The 22,663-nt window shown below is 44.4% G+C and carries 20 protein-coding genes and 1 tRNA gene; 8 read left to right on the top strand and 13 right to left on the bottom strand.

The window, feature by feature from the left end; all coding sequences use genetic code 11:
* Window positions 1–374: 374 nt before the first annotated feature.
* The 7 genes from R7E42_RS17935 to R7E42_RS17905 all read right to left on the bottom strand — a co-directional run bounded on the left by R7E42_RS17935 (window position 375) and on the right by R7E42_RS17905 (window position 7,061).
* Window positions 375–1,628, bottom strand: a complete 1,254-nt coding sequence (locus tag R7E42_RS17935; protein ID WP_222712668.1) for an HD-GYP domain-containing protein — start codon at window positions 1,626–1,628, stop codon at window positions 375–377.
* A gap of 130 nt (window positions 1,629–1,758) precedes the next feature.
* The gene (locus tag R7E42_RS17930; protein ID WP_005381031.1) at window positions 1,759–2,757 is read right to left on the bottom strand and encodes a LacI family DNA-binding transcriptional regulator; all 999 of its coding nucleotides are present in this window, start codon (window positions 2,755–2,757) and stop codon (window positions 1,759–1,761) included.
* 104 nt (window positions 2,758–2,861) lie between these two features.
* Entirely contained in the window at window positions 2,862–3,617 is a 756-nt protein-coding gene (chbG, locus tag R7E42_RS17925; protein ID WP_005381046.1) for a chitin disaccharide deacetylase, read from the bottom strand.
* Between the two features lie 18 nt (window positions 3,618–3,635).
* Window positions 3,636–4,958 carry a 6-phospho-beta-glucosidase gene (locus tag R7E42_RS17920; protein ID WP_222712669.1) on the bottom strand — a complete coding sequence of 441 codons (1,323 nt, stop codon included), beginning with the start codon at window positions 4,956–4,958 and terminating at the stop codon, window positions 3,636–3,638.
* Between the two features lie 12 nt (window positions 4,959–4,970).
* Window positions 4,971–5,282, bottom strand: a complete 312-nt coding sequence (locus tag R7E42_RS17915; protein WP_031777269.1) for a PTS lactose/cellobiose transporter subunit IIA — start codon at window positions 5,280–5,282, stop codon at window positions 4,971–4,973.
* Between the two features lie 51 nt (window positions 5,283–5,333).
* Window positions 5,334–6,668, bottom strand: a complete 1,335-nt coding sequence (locus tag R7E42_RS17910) for a PTS sugar transporter subunit IIC (RefSeq protein WP_005381064.1) — start codon at window positions 6,666–6,668, stop codon at window positions 5,334–5,336.
* A gap of 87 nt (window positions 6,669–6,755) precedes the next feature.
* Window positions 6,756–7,061: a PTS sugar transporter subunit IIB gene (locus R7E42_RS17905; RefSeq protein WP_020480920.1), complete on the bottom strand. Its 306-nt coding sequence runs from the start codon at window positions 7,059–7,061 to the stop codon at window positions 6,756–6,758.
* A gap of 247 nt (window positions 7,062–7,308) precedes the next feature.
* On the opposite strand from R7E42_RS17905, the gene R7E42_RS17900 reads away from it, so the two are divergent.
* Window positions 7,309–8,592, top strand: a complete 1,284-nt coding sequence (locus R7E42_RS17900) for a carbohydrate-binding protein (RefSeq protein ID WP_017821842.1) — start codon at window positions 7,309–7,311, stop codon at window positions 8,590–8,592.
* Between the two features lie 246 nt (window positions 8,593–8,838).
* On the opposite strand, the gene R7E42_RS17895 is transcribed toward R7E42_RS17900, so the two are convergent.
* Window positions 8,839–8,923: transfer RNA gene (locus tag R7E42_RS17895), tRNA-Leu, on the bottom strand.
* Between the two features lie 190 nt (window positions 8,924–9,113).
* Window positions 9,114–9,779 carry an SDR family NAD(P)-dependent oxidoreductase gene (locus R7E42_RS17890; protein WP_054702631.1) on the bottom strand — a complete coding sequence of 222 codons (666 nt, stop codon included), beginning with the start codon at window positions 9,777–9,779 and terminating at the stop codon, window positions 9,114–9,116.
* Window positions 9,780–10,006: 227 nt separating this feature from the next.
* Between R7E42_RS17890 and R7E42_RS17885 the strand changes: the two genes are divergently transcribed.
* Window positions 10,007–11,275 (top strand): DUF2254 domain-containing protein, encoded by a 1,269-nt coding sequence (locus R7E42_RS17885; protein ID WP_054702634.1) that lies wholly within the window; start codon window positions 10,007–10,009, stop codon window positions 11,273–11,275.
* Between the two features lie 184 nt (window positions 11,276–11,459).
* Complete coding sequence (locus R7E42_RS17880) at window positions 11,460–11,939, top strand: RDD family protein (RefSeq protein WP_005385535.1); 480 nt, start codon at window positions 11,460–11,462, stop codon at window positions 11,937–11,939.
* Window positions 11,940–12,026: 87 nt separating this feature from the next.
* On the opposite strand, the gene lptG is transcribed toward R7E42_RS17880, so the two are convergent.
* Complete coding sequence (gene lptG, locus R7E42_RS17875) at window positions 12,027–13,097, bottom strand: LPS export ABC transporter permease LptG (RefSeq protein ID WP_005381071.1); 1,071 nt, start codon at window positions 13,095–13,097, stop codon at window positions 12,027–12,029.
* Between the two features lie 3 nt (window positions 13,098–13,100).
* Window positions 13,101–14,201, bottom strand: a complete 1,101-nt coding sequence (gene lptF, locus R7E42_RS17870; RefSeq protein ID WP_005381072.1) for an LPS export ABC transporter permease LptF — start codon at window positions 14,199–14,201, stop codon at window positions 13,101–13,103.
* A 200-nt stretch (window positions 14,202–14,401) separates the two neighbouring features.
* On the opposite strand from lptF, the gene pepA reads away from it, so the two are divergent.
* The 5 genes from pepA to R7E42_RS17845 all read left to right on the top strand — a co-directional run bounded on the left by pepA (window position 14,402) and on the right by R7E42_RS17845 (window position 21,057).
* Window positions 14,402–15,910 (top strand): leucyl aminopeptidase, encoded by a 1,509-nt coding sequence (gene pepA, locus R7E42_RS17865; RefSeq protein WP_005381073.1) that lies wholly within the window; start codon window positions 14,402–14,404, stop codon window positions 15,908–15,910.
* A 115-nt stretch (window positions 15,911–16,025) separates the two neighbouring features.
* A complete protein-coding gene (locus R7E42_RS17860; protein ID WP_031777270.1) occupies window positions 16,026–16,475 on the top strand; it encodes a DNA polymerase III subunit chi in 450 nt (149 codons plus the stop codon).
* Between the two features lie 96 nt (window positions 16,476–16,571).
* Window positions 16,572–19,430 carry a valine--tRNA ligase gene (locus tag R7E42_RS17855; protein ID WP_222712670.1) on the top strand — a complete coding sequence of 953 codons (2,859 nt, stop codon included), beginning with the start codon at window positions 16,572–16,574 and terminating at the stop codon, window positions 19,428–19,430.
* 201 nt (window positions 19,431–19,631) lie between these two features.
* Window positions 19,632–20,036 carry a DUF2061 domain-containing protein gene (locus R7E42_RS17850; RefSeq protein ID WP_005381078.1) on the top strand — a complete coding sequence of 135 codons (405 nt, stop codon included), beginning with the start codon at window positions 19,632–19,634 and terminating at the stop codon, window positions 20,034–20,036.
* Window positions 20,037–20,151: 115 nt separating this feature from the next.
* Window positions 20,152–21,057 (top strand): bifunctional helix-turn-helix transcriptional regulator/GNAT family N-acetyltransferase, encoded by a 906-nt coding sequence (locus R7E42_RS17845; RefSeq protein ID WP_080996865.1) that lies wholly within the window; start codon window positions 20,152–20,154, stop codon window positions 21,055–21,057.
* A 19-nt stretch (window positions 21,058–21,076) separates the two neighbouring features.
* On the opposite strand, the gene R7E42_RS17840 is transcribed toward R7E42_RS17845, so the two are convergent.
* Together R7E42_RS17840 and rraB are read right to left on the bottom strand one after the other, a co-directional pair.
* The gene (locus R7E42_RS17840; protein ID WP_033906208.1) at window positions 21,077–21,877 is read right to left on the bottom strand and encodes a glycosyl hydrolase 2 galactose-binding domain-containing protein; all 801 of its coding nucleotides are present in this window, start codon (window positions 21,875–21,877) and stop codon (window positions 21,077–21,079) included.
* Between the two features lie 154 nt (window positions 21,878–22,031).
* Entirely contained in the window at window positions 22,032–22,445 is a 414-nt protein-coding gene (gene rraB, locus R7E42_RS17835) for a ribonuclease E inhibitor RraB (protein WP_005381081.1), read from the bottom strand.
* Window positions 22,446–22,663 lie beyond the last annotated feature (218 nt).

Below are 22,663 nucleotides of genomic sequence, written 5' to 3'. Positions count from 1 at the left end.
GCCGAAGCTTCTAATTGGATTATCATCAACGAGTGCCCACACAGATTGATAGGTCTATATTGTTAAAGAGCTTGCTTTGCGAGAAGTTTTTCTCTCAAAGCGGAGGTGCATTCTAGCGATTTAGTCGTTAGTGTCAAACACTTTTTTAAACTAATTTTTTGTAGAAGCTTTTTACCTCTTCGACCCTGCTGAAGCCTTGTGACGTCTGCCGTGTCGATGGATGCGCATTATAGGGAGAAGATTTTCTTTGGCAATACTAAAAATGCATTTTTTCTAAAAAAACATGCCAAATGGATACTTTCCATCCAACCCTAAAATTACCCAGAAATAACACTCAGGATTTATACAATTTACTCACAAAAAGCTGTGGATAACTACTCATCACTATCAAAGAAATAAGAAATACGCGAACGCGGATTTAGATACTCTTTTACTTTATCCGGTAATTTTGACGGATGAATCGCGTTAACTATCTTTATATCTTTTGAGGCAAGATCAATGATTGGCGCTTGCGTCCTTGGTACTGATGGATCGTAAACCAAAACATTCGGGAATAATAGATGCGATGCATTCACTGAGATAACCAGGCCGACCATATTATTAGAAAGCTGAACTACGGTACCCGGAGGAAACACGCCCATAAACTTAATTAGGATGTTCAGGTTCTCTTCTTTATATAGGTGTTTACAGTTCTTATATAAATGAGAGAGTGCGGTATAAGGAATCTTTTGGTCTGAGACTATCGGGGTATGGCACAAGTTATCAAACGCATTGGCTACAGCAATAATTTGAGCAAACTCGTTGATCTCATCTCCTTTCAGGCCTTTAGGATAACCAGACCCATCTCTTAGCTCATGGTGCTGCGCGATCACAATTCTCGCGACTTCGGGAAAAGCCTCGATTTGACTCGCAAGATCGACGCCATATTTAGTATGCAACTTTAAGTAGTTGGTTTCTGGCTCTGTTAGAGGTAGTTGCTTTCTTAATATTGCAGTCGGGATTTTTATTTTCCCGATATCATGGAATAGTGCGGAGAAGGAAAGCTCTTTCAACTGTGCTGCTGAGTACCCTTTAGCACGGCCAATCATCATCGAGATAACAGCCACGTTCAATGAGTGGAAATAAATATCTTCAAACTCATTTTTTCCGTTCATCAGATGTAACGTAACATTATCATCGCACATTAACTTCTCGACGATATCTTCAATAAGAAGCTTTGCTTCATCAACTGCTGCTGTCGGACGGTTACGGATTTTAGTCATGACTGAACGCATACGTGCCAGAGAGCGCTCAAACTCTTTTTCACACTGAATCACGCGTCGACGGTATGCACTTAACTTTTCTATGCGGTTCTGTTTTTCTTGCCACATTTTTTGAGTTTCATGATCTAACGACGCTTCATTTGTTACTCTGTCAGCTTGTCTTTGATCAACAGGGAGTGGAACGGCATCGCTTTGCTCTGGATTAAAGTAAACGAACTCTACGCCGAGGTGGCGGATCATCTCGACTTGCTCTTGGTCTTTAATCTTAAAGCTATTGAGTAGAAAGGGGTGATCGTTCCACTTTAGCGGAAGACGGATATGTAATCCGGGTTGAATACGATCGACCGTTAGTTTAATGGCTGCCACTTATTCACTACTGATTTATATTTCTTAAGAGAGTTAGAATACTAGTAAATTTTGTGAATAAATTCATCAGTAACTATCAAAACATCAAACCGTTATTTCTAAGCGACTCACTTAATTAGATAGAAGTAAGCTACTTTAAGGAGCGATCTGCTTTGCGTATTTTAAGCTTGGCCTCGAACACTGGCTTGTCTATTACTTCTTGATCTTTGACTAGCCCCATTAACGTTTGTACCGCTACACGGGCCATGTCACTGATAGGAAAGTGCACTGCTGATACTGTAGGGTAAAGACTTTCACAAAGATCAACACTGTCAAAGCTAGTTAATGAGATTTGCTCTGGTACAGAAATACTGTGCTCGTGTAAGTACTGCATTGCGCCAACCGTCATTTCTTCACTGCACGAAAAGACAGCCGTCACATCAGGGTGTCGTTGTAAAATTGCAGCCATTGCATCATAACCACTTTGCCGGCCATAATTCCCTTCTTCACACCAGCTTTCATCAATATCTATACCAGCATCCTTCATTGCATCAATATACCCAAGCTTTCTCAATACACTGTTATGACGTTGGGATGGACCGGCAATACAAGCAATCTTTCGATGACCACCAGCTAAAAGGTGCTCAACGGCAATACGGCTTGCATGATGATGGTTAAAGGTAACACAACGCTCTTCTATTCCTTCCACGTAGCGATCCAGGAGAACGAAAGGTGTTGGCTGTTTAGCTAGTTCACGTAAGTCATCATCTGACAAATAACGACTATGAAGTACATAGCCGTCACAACGTAAATCATTAAAACGCTGAATTGCCTCTTTTTCACCTTGTGCAGAATGATGGCCTTGAGCTGTAATCAAAAACTTCTTATGAATATCCAGCTCGGTCTGAACCTGCTCCATCATCTCGCCAAAGAAGCCCCCCGTATAGTAAGTCACCAATAACCCAACCATATTACTGGATGAGGTTGCGAGTGAACGAGCAATTGCACTGGGACGATAATTCAATTGCGCCATAGCCTGCTCTACTTTTTTTCGAGTTTCCTCACGAAATTTCCCCTCTCCATTAATAATTCGAGAAACGGTAGAGCGATTTACACCGGCGAGTTCGGCTACATCTTTAATCCTTGCCATAATGCTATTGGGTCCAACTGCAATTGTTATTAAATATTCGTTTGTATAGAACGGCTGCCAGCAATTCGTAAGGTGCTATAGGGGGCGAAGCTGGCAGCCTTTAATCATACACCGACCATTTGATTGGTAGAAACAAGCTCAGAGTAATCCGTGACAGTTATACCATGATGAGCTAACTGTTCTTTTAAAATGGGAGAGGTAAGAACTTGTAACTCTAGCTCTCGCTGAAGCGCATAGCCACTCTTTAAGATAAGCGCCTGATCGGCCTCTGCCGGGTGGCACATCACCTCAACCAAGTCATAGTCAGCTTTTAAGCTCAATAGATGTGCCATTAAGCCATCCAAGCTCACTTTTTGATCATAAAACTCATCAGTAAAGATATACCTGATTGTCATCGATTCTTGACACAAGCCAGTGCCCCGCAGTGGCACTCGGTATTCATTCGCTACTTCTTTAATAACGGGCAAAATTTGAGGGTGAGTATGCGCGTGATGATGGCTATCTAAGTGGCTTAGCTCTAACCCAAGCGATAAAAAATGTTCCACCTGAGCTTTTGCTTCATCATAAACGACCTGAGTTTCGAAGTCCTGCTTACTCCAAAGTTCGTCATAGTTGATAAAGTGCGCTCGGCCGTTAGTCAAGTTACGATGCTTCGTTATAGGCACACCTGCTGTAAACCTAAGATGAACGCCAACTTTCAAGTCTGGATTATGGCGAGCTAGTTCTAAGGCATGTTGCTCAGCATCCATACCCACCATCATGGTGGTTGAATGAACCACACCTTGCTGATGAGCTTTAACGATGCCGTTATTTACACCTCTCGTTAAACCAAAATCATCAGCATTAAAAATGACTTTCATCGGCGCCCTTCCTTAGTCTTACAACGTCGTTAGTTTAAATTGAGGTAAATACGGAGCGTTCACCGCCAGAATATCATCCAGGATTGACTTGGCGCGGCCAATGTCAGGCACCAATGGGTTATTGGTTAATGCCATAAGCGCCTTGTCATAATTACCTTCGACAGCAGCTTCTATTGTTAGCTGCTCATACGCTTTAACTTGATGGAGTAATCCTTTGATATTGTTTGACAACTCGCCAACCGCAAGAGGTTTCGCCCCCCAGCTACCAATCACGGCACTACATTCAATCACAGCATCGTCAGGTAGGCCGTTGATCGCTCCATTATTTAAAACGTTAACAACATGAATACTATTACGATTGTTATAAATTGAATCAACTAGGTTCAGTGATGCATCAGAATAATAAGCACCACCCCGCTCCTCTAACTCTTTCGGCTTATGATCGAGGGTAGGATCTTGATAGAGCTTAAATAGCGCATTTTCTGTTTCCATTACCCGCTCAGCACGAGTGCCTTTTTCATCGGCACTTTGTTTCTCTTCAGCAAGCATGGCATCAGTTTGGTAGAAGTAACGATGATAAGGACATGGTATCGCCCCCAGTGCTTTTAGAAATGCCGGATCCCACGGCTCTTCCCAGATATTCTTCATACTGAAGTTGGCACCATCACCAACTTTCTCTAATACCGTTTGAGTAATATCTTCCCCATTGAGCCATGCTTTGTGTACCCACACGAGATGGTTTAACCCAGCAAACTCAAGTTGTAGCTCTTTTGGCTCGCACTCCATCATTTCTGCAATCATCATTTCCATTGAAACGGGCACATTGCATAAACCAATACTTTTTACTTTGGTGTACTTACTGACCGCTTCGGAAACTAAACCCGCTGGGTTGGTGAAATTGAGCATCCATGCGTTTGGAGCCAACTCTTCAATGTCTTTACAGATATCAAGAATGACCGGAATGGTTCGCAGTGCTTTAGCAAAACCACCAGGGCCCGTTGTTTCTTGGCCGATGACGTCGTACTTGATTGGGATTCGCTCATCATTAGCGCGAGCAGCAAGGCCACCAACACGAAACTGCGTCATCACAAAATCCGCATCTTTTATCGCAGCACGGCGATCGAAACCGGCTTTTATCTCAATTTTTGCTCCGGCTTTATCGACCATTCGCTGAGCCAATCCTTTGATGATCTCAAGCTTCTCAGCTCCTGACTCAATGTCCACAAAATGGATTTTCTTAACGGGTAAATATTCTAAGCGCTTAATAACCCCTTCAACCAATTCCGGGGTATAGCTACTACCACCGCCAATAATGGCAAGCTTGATCGCCTCTCTAGACATTTTCATCCCCCTTTATTTGTTCGAGATTTTTTTGTTCAGTGCGACGATTTCTACAGCCATCTCTTGAGCCAAAATCGTAGTCATTAGGTGATCTTGAGCATGCACCATCACTAACGTCATCGGGACTTTCCCTTCTCCCTGATCTTCTTCAATAAGCTGAGTCTGTATTAAGTGGGCTTTATTAATGCACTCTCTTGCTTGAGAGAGCTTCTCATCAGCCGCTTCAAAATCTTGCTCTCGAGATAAACGCAATGCCTCGTAGCTTAAACTTCTGGCTTCACCAGCATTGCAAATGATCTCCATTACAACCAATTCTTGTTCCATCATTTTCTCTCCGAAAATCGGGCCGCGGTAATTGCGGCCCATTAAGCACAGTTAAGCAGTAACGCCTTCGCCTGACGGCTGCGTGTCACCTTTAGTTTCCTTCGTCGTTGGCAGTTCTTGCTCCAACATTTGCTTCTCAAACATTTTGAAGAATGGGAAGTAGATGATTAGATCAAGAATTAATAAGCCAATGACGAGCAATACTGGCGCAAAGGTCCAACCGCTACCCCACGAAGCACCTATCAGTGCCGGTGTTGTCCAAGGTGTTGTAGCGACACCCATACCCACAAAGCCGACATGCACAGCAAAATACGCAATCGTAGCGTTGATGACTGGAGCGAAGACGAACGGGATAAACAAGGTCGGGTTCATCACAACTGGGCTACCGAAGATCACTGGTTCGTTGATTTGGAAAAAGCCAGGCACCGCACTCATTCGACCAATGCTCTTAAGGTGAACAGAACGGCTAAACGACATCAGCATAACAAGAGCAAGTGTTGCACCAGAGCCGCCAATAAAGATGTAAAAATCCCAGAACGGTTGAGTAAATACATTTGGAATCGGTTCACCTGCAACAAAGGCTTCAATGTTGGCACCAATGTTGGTCAAAAAGATTGGAGAAAGCAGTCCAACAACAATTGCAGCACCATGAATACCCGCAAACCAAAGCAGCTGGCAAAGCAATAAAGCGCCAATAATGGCAGGCAATGAGTTAGACGCACTAATTAGCGGTTTAAAGATAGCCATAACAGCATCTGGAATCAGCATGTCGTACTGGGTTTGTACGAAAAGGCTAAGTGGATATAAGGTAATGAATATCGCTAAGACTGGTAGCAATACTTCAAATGATCGCGCAATCGCCGGTGGAACCTGCTCTGGCATGCGAATCGTAATATTGTGCTTTTTCATAAAACGGTAGAGCTCCACCGAGAAAAATGCACACATCACTGCGGTGAAGATCCCGGTTCCGCCCATGTGAGACATAGACAACGCGCCATCTTTAGCTGGGGCCGCAATGAGTAAAAAAGACATTAGTGACAATACAGCACTCGTGATCCCATCCATCTTGTAAGCCTTCGCTAAACTATAAGCAACGCCCAGCGAAACAAAAATGGTCATGATCCCCATCGACATGTTGTAGGGCATCATTATGGTATCAAAATGTGTAGTGGCGAAATCGAGCCAAATTCGACCAAAAGTAAAGGTTGTATCTTCGGCAAATGGGGGGAATGCAAAAATCAAAATGAAACTACCGACAATAATAAACGGCATTGCGACAATAAAACCGTCTCTCATTGCGCGAACATGGGGCTGATTCCCCACTTTAGCTGCTATAGGGGCTATATGCTTTTCGACTGCGCCTATAATTGCGTCATAAAGCTTCATAGAATCCATCCTTATTTTAGGCAAAAGAATCCCGCATCAAATATTTATATTTGATGTACAGTTATCTTTTTAATTTAAAACTATAGTTTAGTTAATTAATTCTAATGCTTGCTCTAGTACTTCTTCTCCCTTCATCATTCCATAATGCTGAGGAGAAATAGCATCAATGTTTTTACCATGCTCTTGCGCCGTTTTTCTTAGCTCTTCTAGCTGAAAACGTACTTGAGGCCCGAGAAGACAAACATCGTACTCTTTAATTACATCTTCAAACGCATTCACTGACATTGCATCAATTTTGCACTCAATTCCTTTATTTTCAGCAGCTTGCTCCATTTTCTTAACAAGCATACTGGTTGACATCCCTGCGCTACAGCATAAAAGGATCTTTTTCATAGCCTTACTCCCGTTGTGTAAATTTCAACCTGTAAAAACTGTAGCAAAAATAACCAAGACAAAAAAGCGCAACCGGTTGCATTATTCGTGAACACAATCCCAATTTAGAAAATACCACCTATTTTTTTGTAATTATTTAGGTCTAGGATAAAAGTCATAAAATAATTTAAGACATCACATTAAGTTTCAAATTATCAATATTTTACTACTGACAACGTCGTTATTAATTTCTTAAAAGGAATAGAGAATGAAATTTAATAAATTGGCTATTGCAGCGCTTGTAAGTGCCGCACTATCACAGCACTCATTTGCTCAAACCGACTCTAAAGGCACCATTTATCTAACGTTTGATGATGGACCAATCAATGCATCTATTGACGTTATTCAAGTACTTAACCAGGAAGATATCAAAGCGACGTTTTACTTTAATGCTTGGCATTTAGATGGAATTGGTGATGAGAATGAAGACCGTTCGCTAGAAGCCTTAAAGCTCGCATTAGACACTGGTCATATTGTCGCGAACCATAGTTACGATCATATGGTTCATAATTGCGTTGATGAGTTTGGACCGAACAGTGCTGCGGAGTGTAATGCGACCGGGGACCACCAGCTTAACTCGTATCAAGACCCTGTTTACGATGCCTCAATGTTTACGGAAAACTTATCTGTGTTAGCAAAGTATTTGCCGAACATTACAAGCTACCCGAACTACAAGGCAACAGAGTTTGCTAGACTGCCCTACACCAACGGTTGGCGCGTGACGAAAGACTTCAAAGCAGATGGGTTATGTGCCACGTCTGATGACCTGAAACCTTGGGAACCAGGATATGTATGCGATACATCCAACCCATCCAACAGTGTAAAAGCAGCTATCGAGGTTCAAAATATCCTAGCGAATAACGGCTATCAAACTCACGGTTGGGATGTGGACTGGGCACCTGAAAATTGGGGCATTGAAATGCCAGCAAACAGCCTTACAGAAGCAGAAGCATTTCTTGGATATGTGGATTCCGCGTTAAACACTTGTGCACCAACAACGATTAACCCGATCAACTCCAAAGCTCAAGAGTTCCCATGTGGTACACCTTTACACGCCGATAAAGTTATCGTTTTAACTCACGAGTTCCTATTTGAAGATGGTAAGCGTGGCATGGGGGCAACGCAAAACTTACCTAAGCTCGCTAAGTTTATACAGTTAGCAAAACAAGCGGGTTATGACTTCGACACAATGGATAACTACACACCGAACTGGCAAGTTGGTCATAACTACGACGCTGGCGATTACGTCTTACACCTAGGTACTGTATACCAGGCTGTAACAAACCATACTGCACAACAAGATTGGGCACCGTCTCCAACCTCTAGCCTCTGGACAAATGCAGACCCAGCCACTAACTGGACTCAGAATGTTTCCTATAAACAAGGTGATGTGGTGACTTATCAAGGTTTGCGTTATCTAGTTGATGTACCGCACGTGTCCCAAGCAGACTGGACTCCGAACACTCAAAATACCTTGTTCACAGCTCTATAGGCTGTTCCTACTATCACCATGTAGTAGTTTGCGCGAGGCATACCCCTCGCGCTTTTTTGTTTTGAAGATCCAGATACAACAAAGCCCCGACTTTCATCGAGGCTCTGTCTTAAAATATGGTACCGGTGGACGGAGTTGATTGGACTGGCATTCCTGCCGCCACCGCGAAGGCAACGCTAACTTCCTTTTGATATTTACGAGCACCTAAAACGACGAAAGGCCGCTATAAAAGCGACCTTTCTGATATGGTACCGGTGGGCGGACTTGAACCGCCACGCCCGAAGGCAACGGATTTTGAATCCGTCGTGTATACCAATTTCACCACACCGGCATCTTTGGGCTATTGCCCTTTGATGGTTGGCATTATACGTAAGCTTTTGACCTGCGCAAGCAGAAATACCTTAAATAACTATCGTTTGCTGATAATTTCGCCACAAAGTGTGACAAAGCTGTACTCATAAGAAACGTACGCTCCATTTTCTACTACTCTTCCAGATGAAAATGAGTATACGAAACTCTTTTTAAGTTCTATTCACTGTAATATCAGAAACATAACCATTCCCAATGCTCGACACCGCATTATGGAGCATCTCTGCGGCATCTTCTGCTTGCATGAAGTGACTCGTGTCCATCGTATTGCCGCTTGTTTTCCAGAATTCCGTATCCATTCCACCAGGATAAACCGCGATGATTTTCATAGGTTTTCCTTTTAGCTCCAAACGAACCGACTCAATTAATCCTTTGACGGCCCATTTCACTGCACAATACGTAGACTCTTGCGCTTTAGGTTGTTGCGCGGCTGTGGACATGATCATGACCACTTTTATTGGATGATCTTTGTAACGCTTTACTAACTCTCTTAACACATGAATCGCAGAATTCAGGTTGTTATCAATCAACTTTTGAATCTCTTCCGGCTCCTGCTCTTCCAGTAAGCCAAAATAACCACTTCCCGCACTATGAATGACCATTTCAGGGGACTGTTTCACCCCATCAAAGAGCTGTTTCACATTTTGGTGCGATGAGAGGTTGCAAGCTTGATAACCAACGTTATGAGAGAGTTGTTTTGCTAGTGCGGATAGTTTTTCTGTGTTTCTTCCTATGATATACGTCTCTTTGTCTTCCGCATCATAACGCTTTGCCAACTCTGCCCCTAAACCGCTACTTGCACCTGTAATTACAATCATGCGCTACCTCTTTTCAATCACATACTTTTAATTCATCTATCAATTAAGGTAACAGAATCGTGGTAATTCACACCTCAAGAGCACCATTCTTTGAAGCAAGCGGCTTTCTTACTTTCGTGATGCATGAAATATCAAGCAGAACGACGGGCATTTAACCTATGCTTAAGCAAGAATAACTTTCTGAATTTTCTATCGACTTTCTAGTGAGAACTGAATAGGAGCAAAGAATGACTGGGTCAAAATGGCAGTGGTTACTGAAACAGATGACGCGAAAACTGTGGGTCCGGACGTCACTCTACGCATTACTTGCTGTTGCTACCGCCTTAATGTCGATTGTTTTAAACCAGTTCATTACTCTGCCCCCTGCCATCAACGTCAGCAAGGATTTGTTGAACAACATATTAAATATCCTCGCAACCTCCATGCTTGCAGTGACTACATTCTCTCTCAATATTATGGTCTCAGCGTACAGTGCCGCTAGTGCAGGGGTAACGCCGCGAGCGACAAAACTGTTGATGGAAGACAGCACAACACAAAATGCCTTAGCAACCTTTCTTGGCTCTTTTCTATTTAGTTTGGTAGGAATTATCGCGCTAGGTATTGGGGCCTATCATCAACAAGCTCAAATTTATCTGTTCATCGTGACTATCGCCGTAATCGTGATGATCATACTCACTCTGCTACGTTGGATTCAGCACCTTTCCGTACTAGGAAGGGTCAGTGAAACCACTTCATACGTGGAGCAAGCCTTGTTAGATGCGATAAGAAAACGGGGCAAAGAGCGTTGGCTAGGTGCTCACCCGTGGAGCCACCCAGAACATAAACCCAGAGGAAGTAAACCTATTTTGAGCCAAGAAATTGGCTACTTACAGCATGTTGATATGCATCATCTCGATAGTATTGCTGAAGCAAACCAATGCACCATCTACCTTGAGCGACAACCGGGAAGTTTTGTGTACGTAGGTCAACCATTGGCTTGGGTTTGTGGAGAGTCGCCAGACGAAAGCGAAGTAACGGCAGCCTTCACGATTCGAACGGAGCGTTCATATGATCAGGACCCTCGCTTTGGTTTAGTCGTTATGGCGGAAATCGCCTCACGAGCACTATCTCCGGCTGTAAATGATAATGGCACCGCGATTGACGTTCTTGGGCGTTCTGTACGAGCACTTTCATTATGGGGAGACCTACTCAGTGAGCCGCCTACCAAAACTCGATATCCTAGACTATTTGTGCCCGCATTGAGCTGCCAGGATTTGTTTGATGATGTCTTTTTGCCGATAGCACACGATGGTGCAGCGCAACTCCAAATACAGATTCGCCTACAAAAGGCCTTGCTAGCTCTCTCTAGTATGCACCCTAAGTTATTTTTGTCACCAGCAATCAAGCTGTCAGAAAAAGCTTTAGAGCTTTCATTAAGCCAACATTATACCGAAGATGAGAAACACCAACTCTCTCAGCTATCTAATCTGGTCACAGACCAAAAAGCCAATGGTTAAGAGAGTCGAATTCAGTTGAAACATATTGCTGCACGGCCTCGTGTATCATGACATGTGCTGATAACGTAGGGCAGAAAAGTCTCTTCGTTTATACACAATTAAAGACTCTGTGCGTTAGGTCTCTTTTCTCTTGGTGAGGGAATCTATATTCTGACGCACAATTTTTAAGGTAAGTGATGGAATAATGACAACGTCTACAACTCTTCCACCTGCTGGTCTCTTTCGCCGACTTGCAGCGTTGATTTACGACACATTGATTATTATCGCAATTGAAATGATGGCCGCTGGTATTGTTATGGCCGTTGTGTTTGCACTAAATGCAGCAGGATTGTTGAGCTATGGCGAGTACGCTGATGCCGCAGATATGCTCGGAAAGCACCCTGTATTCAGCCCTCTATTTACACTTTATCTTGCGGGTGTGTGGATATATTTCTTTGTGTTCTTCTGGACGCGAGCAGGACAAACTCTTGGGATGCGCGCTTGGAAGCTTCGAGTTCGCAATGCCAAAGACGGAGCACCAATTACGGTAACTCAAGCTCTGATTCGTATTTCGACATCTGGCTTTGGCTTGGCAAATCTGACTGTACCGATTGATCCGAAGAAACGTGGTTTCCACGACATTTGGGCCAAAACAGAGGTTGTTGTATTACCTAAGGCAAATTAACTTGTCTAGGAACACAAAAAAGGAAGGCGTAATGCCTTCCTTTTACATTTGGTTCGGTAAAACTTGGTTTATTCGATGATGCTTCAGTTATAGCTTTCTTCGTAGCAGTGCAATCGCAATAGCTAAGAACACCAAACTCGGGGCCAAAGCACCAAACACTGGGGATATGCCATACACCAAGCTTAATGGGCCAAAGAACTCACTGGATATGTAAAAAGTAAACCCGGCAACCACGCCCGACAATACCCTTGCCCCCATGGTCACGCTTCTGAGTGGACCGAAAACAAAAGATAGCGCCATTAACATCATCACAGCAATTGAAAGCGGCTGAGTCAACTTACGCCAAAACGCCAACTCATAGCGAGATGCATCTTGTTCCGATGCTTTCAGGTAAGTCACATAATCATACAAACCGCTCAGTGACAATTCCTCTGGCTTCACGGTCACCACAGCTAGCTTATCTGGTGCCAAAGAGGTGTGCCACTCCATCTGTTCGATGTCTTGCTTTGAAATTACGTTTTCATTTTCCATGTCCGTAATCTGTACGTAGCGCATCAGCCAGTTGTTATCTTGTTGGTAGTCGACTTCTTCGGCGAAAATAACTTTTTGTAGATTCTTATCATCATCAAAACGCCACATATTTAAAGCATAAAGCTTGTCGTCTTCGACTTTACCGATAAAGATAAAGTCGTTTGCGTCACGAGCCCACACACCTGAGCGCACAGACACAATGCTACCACCTGATATCGCAAACGCACGTAAGTCACGGGCCATCTTCTGGGCCTCAGGAGCGCCCCATTGACCTAACGCCATAACGACAATCATGAGCGGGACGGCCGTTTTTAGTACCGATAACCCGATATCCAGCTTAGAGAAACCAGCAGCTTGCATCACCACCAGCTCAGAGCTTGAAGCCAACATACCTAAGCCGATCAGGGCACCGAGTAATGCCGCCATTGGAAAGAACATTTCGATATCACGCGGCACACTGAGTAACACAAAGTACAACGCATGAGTGAGGTCGTATACACCTCGCCCTACTTTACGTAGCTGTTCTACATATTTGATGATGCCCGATAAGCCAACAAACGTCGCTAAAACCAAGGCAGTGGTAGAGATGATGGTTCTACCGATGTAAAGGTCTAAGATTTTGAACACAGCTTACGCGAGCCTCTTCTTGCGGAATTTGTCTTTTATTCGTCTAGCAGCAACGCTGTCCATCATATTCGCCATGATAGCAACAATCAGCAACATCGCATTGATTGGCCACATACCAATAGCAGCCGGGATGTCACCATCTTCTAATGCAGATTTGGTTGCACTGATCGCCAAGAAATACGCTAGATAGATCAGAATCGCAGGCCCCATTTTGGCAAACCGTCCCTGACGCGGATTCACCGCAGACAAAGGAATAACGAGCATTGTTAAGAGTGGAATACACACAAATAACGAAATTCGCCATTGTAGCTCCGCTTGCGCCTCTGGATCTGGGTGACCTATCAAGTCAACCGTTGGGTATGCTTCCCAGTCTCGCCCTTTCTTTTTGACCTCACGTTGGCCGATAACACCTTCGTATTCATCGAATTTCGTGATCATATATTCAACGCGAGTAGGCACACCTTCATAACGCGTACCTTCTTTCATAGTGATGATCTGACGACCGTCCGAAAGCTCTTTTACTTCACCAGAAGATGAGAACATCACACTCGGTAACACCGAATCTCGAGGGCGCATCTGCGCAACAAAAACGTTGCTCAAGGTATTGTCTTTAATGTCATCGATGAACACAACCGATGAACCGTCTGGTGTACCTTGGAACTGACCTTTTTTAAGTAGGTCAACGCTGTTTTCTGACGCTACCTGCTCATAAAGCTGCTCAACGCGGTCTTGAGACCACGGCGATAGCCACAACGCATTGAAAGCCGCCACCGCTGAAGTAATCAACGCTAGGTATAAGGCCGCTTGAACCAAGAATTTATTACCAATACCTGTCGCGTTCATTACGACAATTTCGCTCTCTGCATACAGACGACCAAATGTGATCAATATGCCGATATACAGACTTAAAGGCAGCATTAACAGACCCATTGCTGGCATGTTCAAACCAACAATCGAGAAAATCAATCCAGCAGGAATATCCCCATCAGAAGCATCAGCAAGAACACTTATGAATTTCTGGCTTACAAACACCAAAAAAAGTACGAAAAAAATCGCAAATTGGCTCTTGAGTGTTTCGCGGATCAAATATCTAACAATAATCACGCTGAAATTACCTATACAAAACTTGTTTTTTTGGTCGAATCACTATAGTTTCCCGTTGAACCATTTATTTTTTTAAAAATTATAAACTAGATGTTAGTCGCTTAATCAGCTCTGCATGTAAGCCTGGAGCTAAAATTCAACAAGTAAGCGATCATTATCTAACATTTAGAGCAATTTGTCTTCAGGATGTAGGAGTACGCATGGAGTTCAGTGTAAAAAGTGGCAGTCCAGAGAAACAACGTAGCGCATGTATCGTTGTTGGTGTGTTTGAACCACGTCGCCTTTCTCCAGTAGCCGAACAACTTGATAAAATCAGTGACGGTTACATCAGTTCACTACTTCGCCGTGGTGATCTAGAGGGTAAACCTGGTCAGATGCTGCTACTGCATCAAGTACCAGGTGTTTTGTCAGAGCGCGTTTTACTTGTCGGTTGCGGCAAAGAGCGTGAACTTGGCGAGCGCCAGTACAAGGAAATCATTCAAAAGACGATCAGCACACTTAACGAGACAGGCTCAATGGAAGCGGTATGTTTCCTAACTGAACTGCATGTTAAGGGTCGTGATACATACTGGAAAGTGCGCCAGGCTGTAGAAGCGACTAAAGATGGTCTATACACATTTAATCAATTCAAGAGCGTGAAACCTGAGACTCGCCGCCCACTGCGCAAGCTTGTTTTCAACGTACCAACGCGTCGTGAATTGAACTTGGGTGAAAAAGCAATCACTCATGGTCTTGCTATCGCATCAGGTGTCAAAGCCTCAAAAGACCTTGGCAACATGCCGCCAAACGTAGCTAATCCAGCTTACCTTGCTTCTCAAGCTCGTCGTCTAGCGGACGATTACGAAACCGTAACCACCAAAATTATTGGTGAGCAAGAGATGGAAAAACTGGGTATGACCTCTTACCTAGCAGTAGGCCGTGGTTCTAAAAACGAATCTATGATGTCTATCATCGAGTACAAAGGTAACCCTGACTCAGATGCAAAACCGATTGTGCTCGTAGGTAAAGGTCTAACCTTCGATTCAGGCGGTATTTCTCTAAAACCGGGCGAAGGTATGGATGAGATGAAGTACGACATGTGTGGTGCGGCATCGGTATTCGGTACAATGAAAGCGCTGGCGAAGCTAAACCTACCAATCAACGTTATTGGTGTTCTAGCGGGCTGTGAAAACATGCCTGGCAGCAACGCTTACCGTCCAGGTGACATCCTAACGACCATGTCTGGTCAAACTGTAGAAGTTCTGAACACGGATGCTGAAGGCCGTCTTGTTCTTTGTGACGCACTGACTTACGTAGAGCGTTTCGAACCAGACTGCGTGGTTGACGTTGCAACGCTAACTGGTGCTTGTGTTATCGCACTAGGCCACCATATCAGCGGCGTAATCTCTAACCACAACCCTCTTTCTCATGAGCTAGTAAACGCTTCTGAGCAAGCGAGTGACCGTGCATGGCGTCTACCAATGGCAGACGAGTACCACGAACAGTTGAAGAGCCCGTTTGCGGATATGGCAAACATTGGTGGTCGCCCTGGTGGCACAATTACTGCGGGTTGCTTCTTATCTAAGTTCGCGAAGAAGTATAACTGGGCACACGTCGATATCGCAGGTACCGCGTGGAAATCAGGCGCAGCGAAAGGCTCAACGGGCCGTCCTGTCTCAATGCTTGTCCAATTCCTTTTGAACCGCAGCGGCCAAGAGACAGAAGAGTAATTTCTGAACAGAATCTAAAAGGGCCGCAAGGCCCTTTTTTATTATCCTAATTTTCTAAAATGAAAGTGGGACTTAAGATGGTCTTAGGAAGAGACCCAAGGCAAGTGAGAGAATGATGCAAACTGCAACCTTCTACATCATTAACGAAGAGAGCCCGCAAGCAACGGTGGCTGGCTTTGAAGAATACATCGTGTTTTTGGCTCAGCACTTTGCTCGCCAAGGCGCTAAAGTGTATTTAAACTGCCAAGACAAACCACACGCCGAGCAGCTCGCTGAAGCCTTTTGGCAAGTTGATGCAGACAAGTTCATGGCACATAACCTCGTAGGCGAGGGACCGAAATACGCCACCAACATTGAAATCGGCCATGAAGGTGTAAAACCTAATTGGAACCGTCAGCTGGTAATTAATTTGGCGGAAAATGAGACAACCTTTGCGAACAAGTTTGCTCAAGTGGTAGACTTCGTGCCCTGCGAAGAAAAAGCTAAACAACTCGCAAGAGAAAGATATAAAATTTACCGTCAAGCAGGTTACCAGCTGCAAACGATCGAAATTCAATATCCTTAACGGTCAATCCTTATAGTTAAGGCGATCTTGTTAAGATCCCTCACTTATAAAGATTGACTAAGATTCAACCATCAACGTATCCATTAAAAGAGCGCTATGGAAAAGACATACAACCCAACTTCAATCGAACAAGCTCTGTATCAGACTTGGGAAGAGAAAGGCTACTTTAAGCCACACGGTGACACTACTAAAGAATCATACAGCATCATGATCCCGCCACCGAACGTCACTGGTAGCCTACACATGGGCCACGCGTTCCAAGATACGATCATGGATACGCTTATCCGTTGTGAACGTATGAAGGGTAAAAACACCCTTTGGCAAGTAGGTACTGACCACGCTGGTATCGCAACTCAGATGGTTGTTGAGCGTAAGATCGCTGCAGAAGAAGGCAAAACAAAACACGATTACGGTCGTGAAGCTTTCATCGACAAAATCTGGGAATGGAAAGGCGAATCTGGCGGCACTATCACTAAGCAGCTTCGTCGTCTTGGCGCATCTGTAGACTGGGATCGTGAACGCTTCACGATGGACGATGGTCTATCTAACGCCGTTCAAGAAGTGTTCGTACGTCTATACGAAGACGATCTAATCTACCGCGGTAAGCGTCTAGTTAACTGGGATCCAAAGCTACACACAGCGATTTCAGATCTAGAAGTAGAGAACAAAGACACTAAAGGCCACATGTGGCACTTCCGCTACCCACTGGCAGATGGCGCTAAAACAGCGGATGGCAAAGACTACATCGTTGTTGCAACGACTCGTCCAGAGACCGTGCTAGGCGATACGGGTGTTGCAGTTAACCCAGAAGATCTACGTTACAAAGATCTTATCGGTAAAGAAATCATCCTTCCTATCGTTGATCGTCGCATCCCAATCGTGGGCGATGAGCACGCAGATATGGAAAAAGGTACTGGCTGTGTGAAAATCACACCTGCGCACGACTTCAACGACTACGAAGTAGGTAAGCGCCACCAGCTACCAATGATCAACATTCTGACTTTCGACGCAAACATCCGTGATGCTTCTGAGGTATTCAACACCAACGGCGAAGCAAGCGACGCTTACAGCACTGAGCTACCAGCTAAATACCACGGTATGGAGCGTTTTGCCGCTCGTAAAGCTATCGTTGCTGAATTCGACGAGCTAGGCCTACTTGAAGAAGTGAAAGATCACGATCTACAAGTTCCTTACGGCGACCGTGGTGGCGTGGTTATCGAACCAATGCTAACTGACCAATGGTACGTACGTACTGCGCCTCTAGCGAAAACTGCAGTTGAAGCAGTAGAAAACGGCGACATCCAATTCGTTCCTAAGCAGTACGAAAACATGTACTTCTCTTGGATGCGTGACGTTCAAGACTGGTGTATCTCTCGTCAGCTATGGTGGGGTCACCGCATCCCAGCTTGGTACGACAACCAAGGTAATGTTTACGTAGGTCGCACTGAAGAAGAAGTTCGTAAGAACAACAACCTAGAGTCAGTCATTGAACTTCACCAAGACGAAGACGTACTGGATACGTGGTTCTCTTCTGCACTATGGACGTTCGGTACTCAAGGTTGGCCAGAGCAAACTGACGATCTGAAAGTATTCCACCCTTCAGACGTACTAGTAACTGGTTTCGACATCATCTTCTTCTGGGTTGCGCGCATGATCATGATGACCATGCACTTCGTGAAAGACGAAAACGGCAAGCCACAAGTACCATTTAAGACGGTTTACGTTACTGGTCTAATCCGTGACGAAAACGGCGACAAGATGTCTAAGTCGAAAGGTAACGTCCTTGATCCAATCGACATGATCGATGGTATCGACCTAGAGTCTCTCGTAGAGAAGCGTTGTGGCAACATGATGCAGCCTCAACTAGCGAAGAAGATCGAGAAGAACACTCGTAAGACGTTTGAAAACGGTATCGAAGCATACGGTACAGACGCACTGCGTTTCACTCTTGCAGCAATGGCATCGACAGGTCGTGATATCAACTGGGATATGAAGCGTCTTGAGGGTTACCGTAACTTCTGTAACAAGCTATGGAACGCAAGCCGTTACGTAATGATGAACACAGAAGAGCAAGATTGTGGCTTCAACGGTGGTGAGATTGAATACTCACTAGCAGACAAGTGGATCGAGTCTCAGTTTGAACTAGCAGCGAAAGCGTTCAACAACCATATCGACAACTTCCGTCTAGATATGGCTGCGAACACGCTTTACGAATTCATCTGGAACCAATTCTGTGACTGGTACCTAGAGCTTACTAAGCCAGTTCTATGGAAAGGTACTGAAGCACAACAGCGTGGTACTCGTCGTACATTAATCACGGTTCTTGAGAAGACTCTACGTCTAGCTCACCCAGTGATTCCTTACATCACTGAAACTATCTGGCAAAGCATCAAGCCATTAGTTGAAGGTGTAGAAGGCGAGACAATCATGCTACAAACACTTCCTCAATTCGACGAAGCAAACTTCAACCAAGAAGCGCTAGATGATATCGAATGGGTGAAGGCGTTCATTACCAGCATCCGTAACCTACGTGCTGAATACGACATCAACCCTGGTAAGCCGCTTGACGTTATGCTGAAAGCAGCAAATGCAGAAGATGCCTCTCGTCTAGAAGCAAGCAAGCAAGTACTGATGTCACTAGCGAAGCTAGAAGCAGTACGCGTGCTTGAAACTGGCGAACAAACTCCTGCATGTGCGACAGCACTGGTTGGTAAGTCTGAGTTGATGATCCCAATGGCAGGTCTGATCGACAAAGATGCTGAGCTTGCTCGTCTAGATGGCGAAATCAAGAAGACTCACGGCGAAATCAAGCGTATCGAAGGCAAACTAGGTAACGAAGGCTTCGTAGCGAAAGCACCTGAAGCAGTTGTTGCTAAAGAGCGTGAGAAGCTTGAAGGCTACAAAGAGACACTAGCTAAGCTAGAAGAGCAGAAGACAACGATCGCTGCGCTTTAAGCCTCAGTGAAAGAGAAGAATTAACACTTCTCACTTTTGGTTCAAAGGTTGGTCATCATGGCCAACCTTTTTTGTATACATTTCACCAAAACCATCATCAATAGCTTCCCCCTATCACAACAATACTCATTACCCATTAGCATTAATGAGAATTATTATCGATAATGAACTCATCGAAACAAACACGATTGAGTAATTATCATGAAAAAGACACTAACTTTCGCAGCACTGCATTTTACTATCGCATTTAGTGTCGCTTACGTACTCACAGGCGACATTCTAATTGGTAGTTTAATTGCCATGATTGAGCCTTCAGTGAACACCGTAGCCTTCTACTTTCATGAAAAGGCATGGGCAAAAGTCCCAGCACTTAAAGCTCGTCAGTGGATGACCAAATTAAAAACCGCAAGCTTTGCGACCGTGCACTTCAGCGTCGCTTTTACCGTGGTTTACTTACTAACAGGTGATGCATTTGTCGGCGGCGTAATGGCGATGCTAGAGCCGAGTTTGAACACGGTGGCTTACTACTTCCACGAGAAAGTATGGATGCGTAAATCATCAGAAAAAGCTCCAGCACCGCAGTTTTGTTTACATCACCACGCTTAAACATGGAGGCTCACTACGTCTCCTAACGAGAAAAATGACATTTACCATTGACAAGGTTGCGCACCGCAATTAATTTAATTGCGGTGCGCAACTTTATTTTTAGAGGTAAGTGATAATGAACGCTCGTCAACTTCGACACTACTCCCGTCAAGCCGTCCGATTGCTTGGTATGCTTGATAAACAATGCGGCGATGTCGCTCTCACTCCAGTGCAAGCGCACGCATTGGGTGAAATCCAATTGCAGCCATTGACCATCAATCAGCTGGCACAGCAGCTTAATGTCGACAAGTCCAACGCGAGCCGAACCGTTACTGGTTTGATTAAATTAGGTTTGGTCGAGAGCATCGAAAACCCAAAAGACAAACGTAGTCAACTCGTAGCGATTACAGAGCAAGGCCAACAGGCGTTATCACAACTGGACCAACAGCAAAACCACTTCTTTGAACAACTGCTTACCCAACTCGATGACAGCGAGCAAGAGCAACTCAAACTTGGTCTAGAGACTTACCTAAAAGGGCTAACAAAAGTGTGTCAGTCTGAGGAATACGTTCTTCGGCCTCTTACTAAAGCAGACAACCCGCAAGTCGCAGATGTGATTCGTAAAGTCTCTGCAGAATACGGCTTAACCGCAGACAAAGGTTATGGTGTGGCCGATCCAACGCTTGATGATATGTATTCGGTTTACAATCAATGCGGGGCCGCCTATTGGGTCATTGAACATCGCGGAGAGATCGTTGGTGGCGGTGGCTTTGCCCCTTTAGCTGGCGAGCCAAATGTGTGTGAACTACAAAAGATGTACTTCTTACCTCAAACACGAGGACACGGTTTAGCCAAACGCATCGTCGCATTGAGCTTACAATTGGCGGAACAATTTGGGTATCAGCAGTGCTATTTAGAGACAACTGAATGTCTGAGAGAAGCGGTAAGCTTGTATGAAAAGCTAGGCTTTGAGCATCTCGATGCCCCGCTTGGACAAACAGGGCATGATGCATGTGAAGTCGTAATGCTTAAGATGCTGTAATAGATAATATTATTAGAAGTTAAAGCACAACATGGGTAACACAAAGCTCCTGGCTCAAGGCAACAGTGAAGTTTTGGTGCTGCCCATCCAACTCAACAGACAATTGGTAGAGATCACTTGGATCAGGATCAGTAAGATCGGCATACTTTGGCGCTTCGATCTGGAATAAAGCGCTCGCATGCTCCGCTCGGACATCAATAGGAATATGGTAAGTCATACCATTAAACTTAACCGATGCAGAGACCAGACCCGGCGCAAAAGTTTGATAGTACAAGTCTACTTTAAACTCGCAACCACCACCGTGGTGCCAAATCTGCTCGGTTGCCACGCGGTCTAAACGTACATTGCGAATGAACTGCAGATACGGTTCTTGCCATACCCCTAAGCGCTCATCACTTTTTTTATATTCATGATCGGACAGAGAGCACAGCTCAGGTTTATCTTCATCAAACAGAAGATCCTCTTCTTCCTCTAAGAACAAGATTTCAAAGCGGTTACGCCCCATTTGCATGAACGGACGAATGTCTTTCTTGTAGACATTTTGAGAACCGTCACAGTCGAACAATGCTACTCCGTTCAAACGCACTTCTGCATGGTAATCCACACCACCCAACACCATTTCTACCGCAGGGAATGCCATCATGGATTCGTCCACTTCAATGTCATGCATCAGGTGCCACTCTTGCTGACGAATTGCTTCTTCTGTCAGTTCAGCTGGCAATACCTGACTCAAAGGAGCAGGGAAAGTAATGTCATCCTGTGGGATAGAAAGGTCCGTCAGTGGAGAGACTTGCCATAAACCGGCGAGTGAGAGTTGCATATACACCTTGAGCTAGATCAATTTTCACGCATTATAGGGAGAAATCCCCTATAAACTCAATGTGAATTATTTATCGCCTCCACATTCGTCAGTTTTTCAAGGAATAAAAAAACCAGCGTTAAACGCTGGTTTTTCCAAAAGTAGTGAGCTTTGATTACTCGTCGTCTTCATCTTCTTCAGGGTAAAGCGCATCTTCGCCTTCGTAGTACGTACCCCAACCGTCATAGATGATGTCGTATTTTTCTGCCAAGTGAATCAATTTTTCAACTTGCGCATCAATCGCTTCTGCGTCTAGTGCGGACTCCATAGTCGCATCACAGCAAAGCAACTTGTTACCATCTTCATCTTCAGTTTCTTCTGCTTCAAGAACTTCAAAGCCCATCTTGAATGCTTCAACTACCGCTTTTTCTAGCGTGTCAAAATCTTCTGCAAACAGGTGGTGCTCAATTTCGTATAGCGAATCTGGATCGCTGCCATCTTCTAGCAATGCTGCAATGATATCGCGAGTCTCTTCCTTTTGAATCTCAATTAATTCTTCTACTGATAGATATTCATCTTCGTGAGACATGTTTTGGCTCCAGATTAGTTACTTGATGGAAACACAATACCCGATACTGAGTATGCTGATCCGGTGAAATATGGCATGGATTGCGATGAAAAGCCACAAACAAACATCATACCACTGCGATTCTTATCGGTTATTTGAATCTAAATATTAAACCGACCACACAAAGAAACAAAAAATTAACAAAGAATGGCATTTTTTAATATTCAGAACATCCTAAT

Source organism: Vibrio sp. Vb1337, assembly GCF_033338715.1.
Classification (GTDB): Bacteria; Pseudomonadota; Gammaproteobacteria; order Enterobacterales; family Vibrionaceae; genus Vibrio; species Vibrio alginolyticus.
Note: the sequence above shows the minus strand (reverse complement) of the source record. Positions and strands in the feature narration are given on the sequence as shown.

Excerpts from the sequence above, each read along its gene's own strand:
- R7E42_RS17860 (WP_031777270.1), top strand. The coding sequence starts at position 16,026 with ATGCAAACTGCAACCTTCTACATCATTAACGAAGAGAGCCCGCAAGCA.
- R7E42_RS17915 (WP_031777269.1), bottom strand. The coding sequence starts at position 5,282 with ATGGAACAAGAATTGGTTGTAATGGAGATCATTTGCAATGCTGGTGAA.
- R7E42_RS17910 (WP_005381064.1), bottom strand. The coding sequence starts at position 6,668 with ATGAAGCTTTATGACGCAATTATAGGCGCAGTCGAAAAGCATATAGCC.
- R7E42_RS17930 (WP_005381031.1), bottom strand. The coding sequence starts at position 2,757 with ATGGCAAGGATTAAAGATGTAGCCGAACTCGCCGGTGTAAATCGCTCT.
- R7E42_RS17880 (WP_005385535.1), top strand. The coding sequence starts at position 11,460 with ATGACAACGTCTACAACTCTTCCACCTGCTGGTCTCTTTCGCCGACTT.
- R7E42_RS17920 (WP_222712669.1), bottom strand. The coding sequence starts at position 4,958 with ATGTCTAGAGAGGCGATCAAGCTTGCCATTATTGGCGGTGGTAGTAGC.
- R7E42_RS17845 (WP_080996865.1), top strand. The coding sequence starts at position 20,152 with ATGAACGCTCGTCAACTTCGACACTACTCCCGTCAAGCCGTCCGATTG.
- R7E42_RS17850 (WP_005381078.1), top strand. The coding sequence starts at position 19,632 with ATGAAAAAGACACTAACTTTCGCAGCACTGCATTTTACTATCGCATTT.
- rraB (WP_005381081.1), bottom strand. The coding sequence starts at position 22,445 with ATGTCTCACGAAGATGAATATCTATCAGTAGAAGAATTAATTGAGATT.
- chbG (WP_005381046.1), bottom strand. The coding sequence starts at position 3,617 with ATGAAAGTCATTTTTAATGCTGATGATTTTGGTTTAACGAGAGGTGTA.
- R7E42_RS17900 (WP_017821842.1), top strand. The coding sequence starts at position 7,309 with ATGAAATTTAATAAATTGGCTATTGCAGCGCTTGTAAGTGCCGCACTA.
- R7E42_RS17855 (WP_222712670.1), top strand. The coding sequence starts at position 16,572 with ATGGAAAAGACATACAACCCAACTTCAATCGAACAAGCTCTGTATCAG.
- R7E42_RS17840 (WP_033906208.1), bottom strand. The coding sequence starts at position 21,877 with ATGCAACTCTCACTCGCCGGTTTATGGCAAGTCTCTCCACTGACGGAC.
- pepA (WP_005381073.1), top strand. The coding sequence starts at position 14,402 with ATGGAGTTCAGTGTAAAAAGTGGCAGTCCAGAGAAACAACGTAGCGCA.
- R7E42_RS17885 (WP_054702634.1), top strand. The coding sequence starts at position 10,007 with ATGACTGGGTCAAAATGGCAGTGGTTACTGAAACAGATGACGCGAAAA.
- R7E42_RS17890 (WP_054702631.1), bottom strand. The coding sequence starts at position 9,779 with ATGATTGTAATTACAGGTGCAAGTAGCGGTTTAGGGGCAGAGTTGGCA.
- R7E42_RS17905 (WP_020480920.1), bottom strand. The coding sequence starts at position 7,061 with ATGAAAAAGATCCTTTTATGCTGTAGCGCAGGGATGTCAACCAGTATG.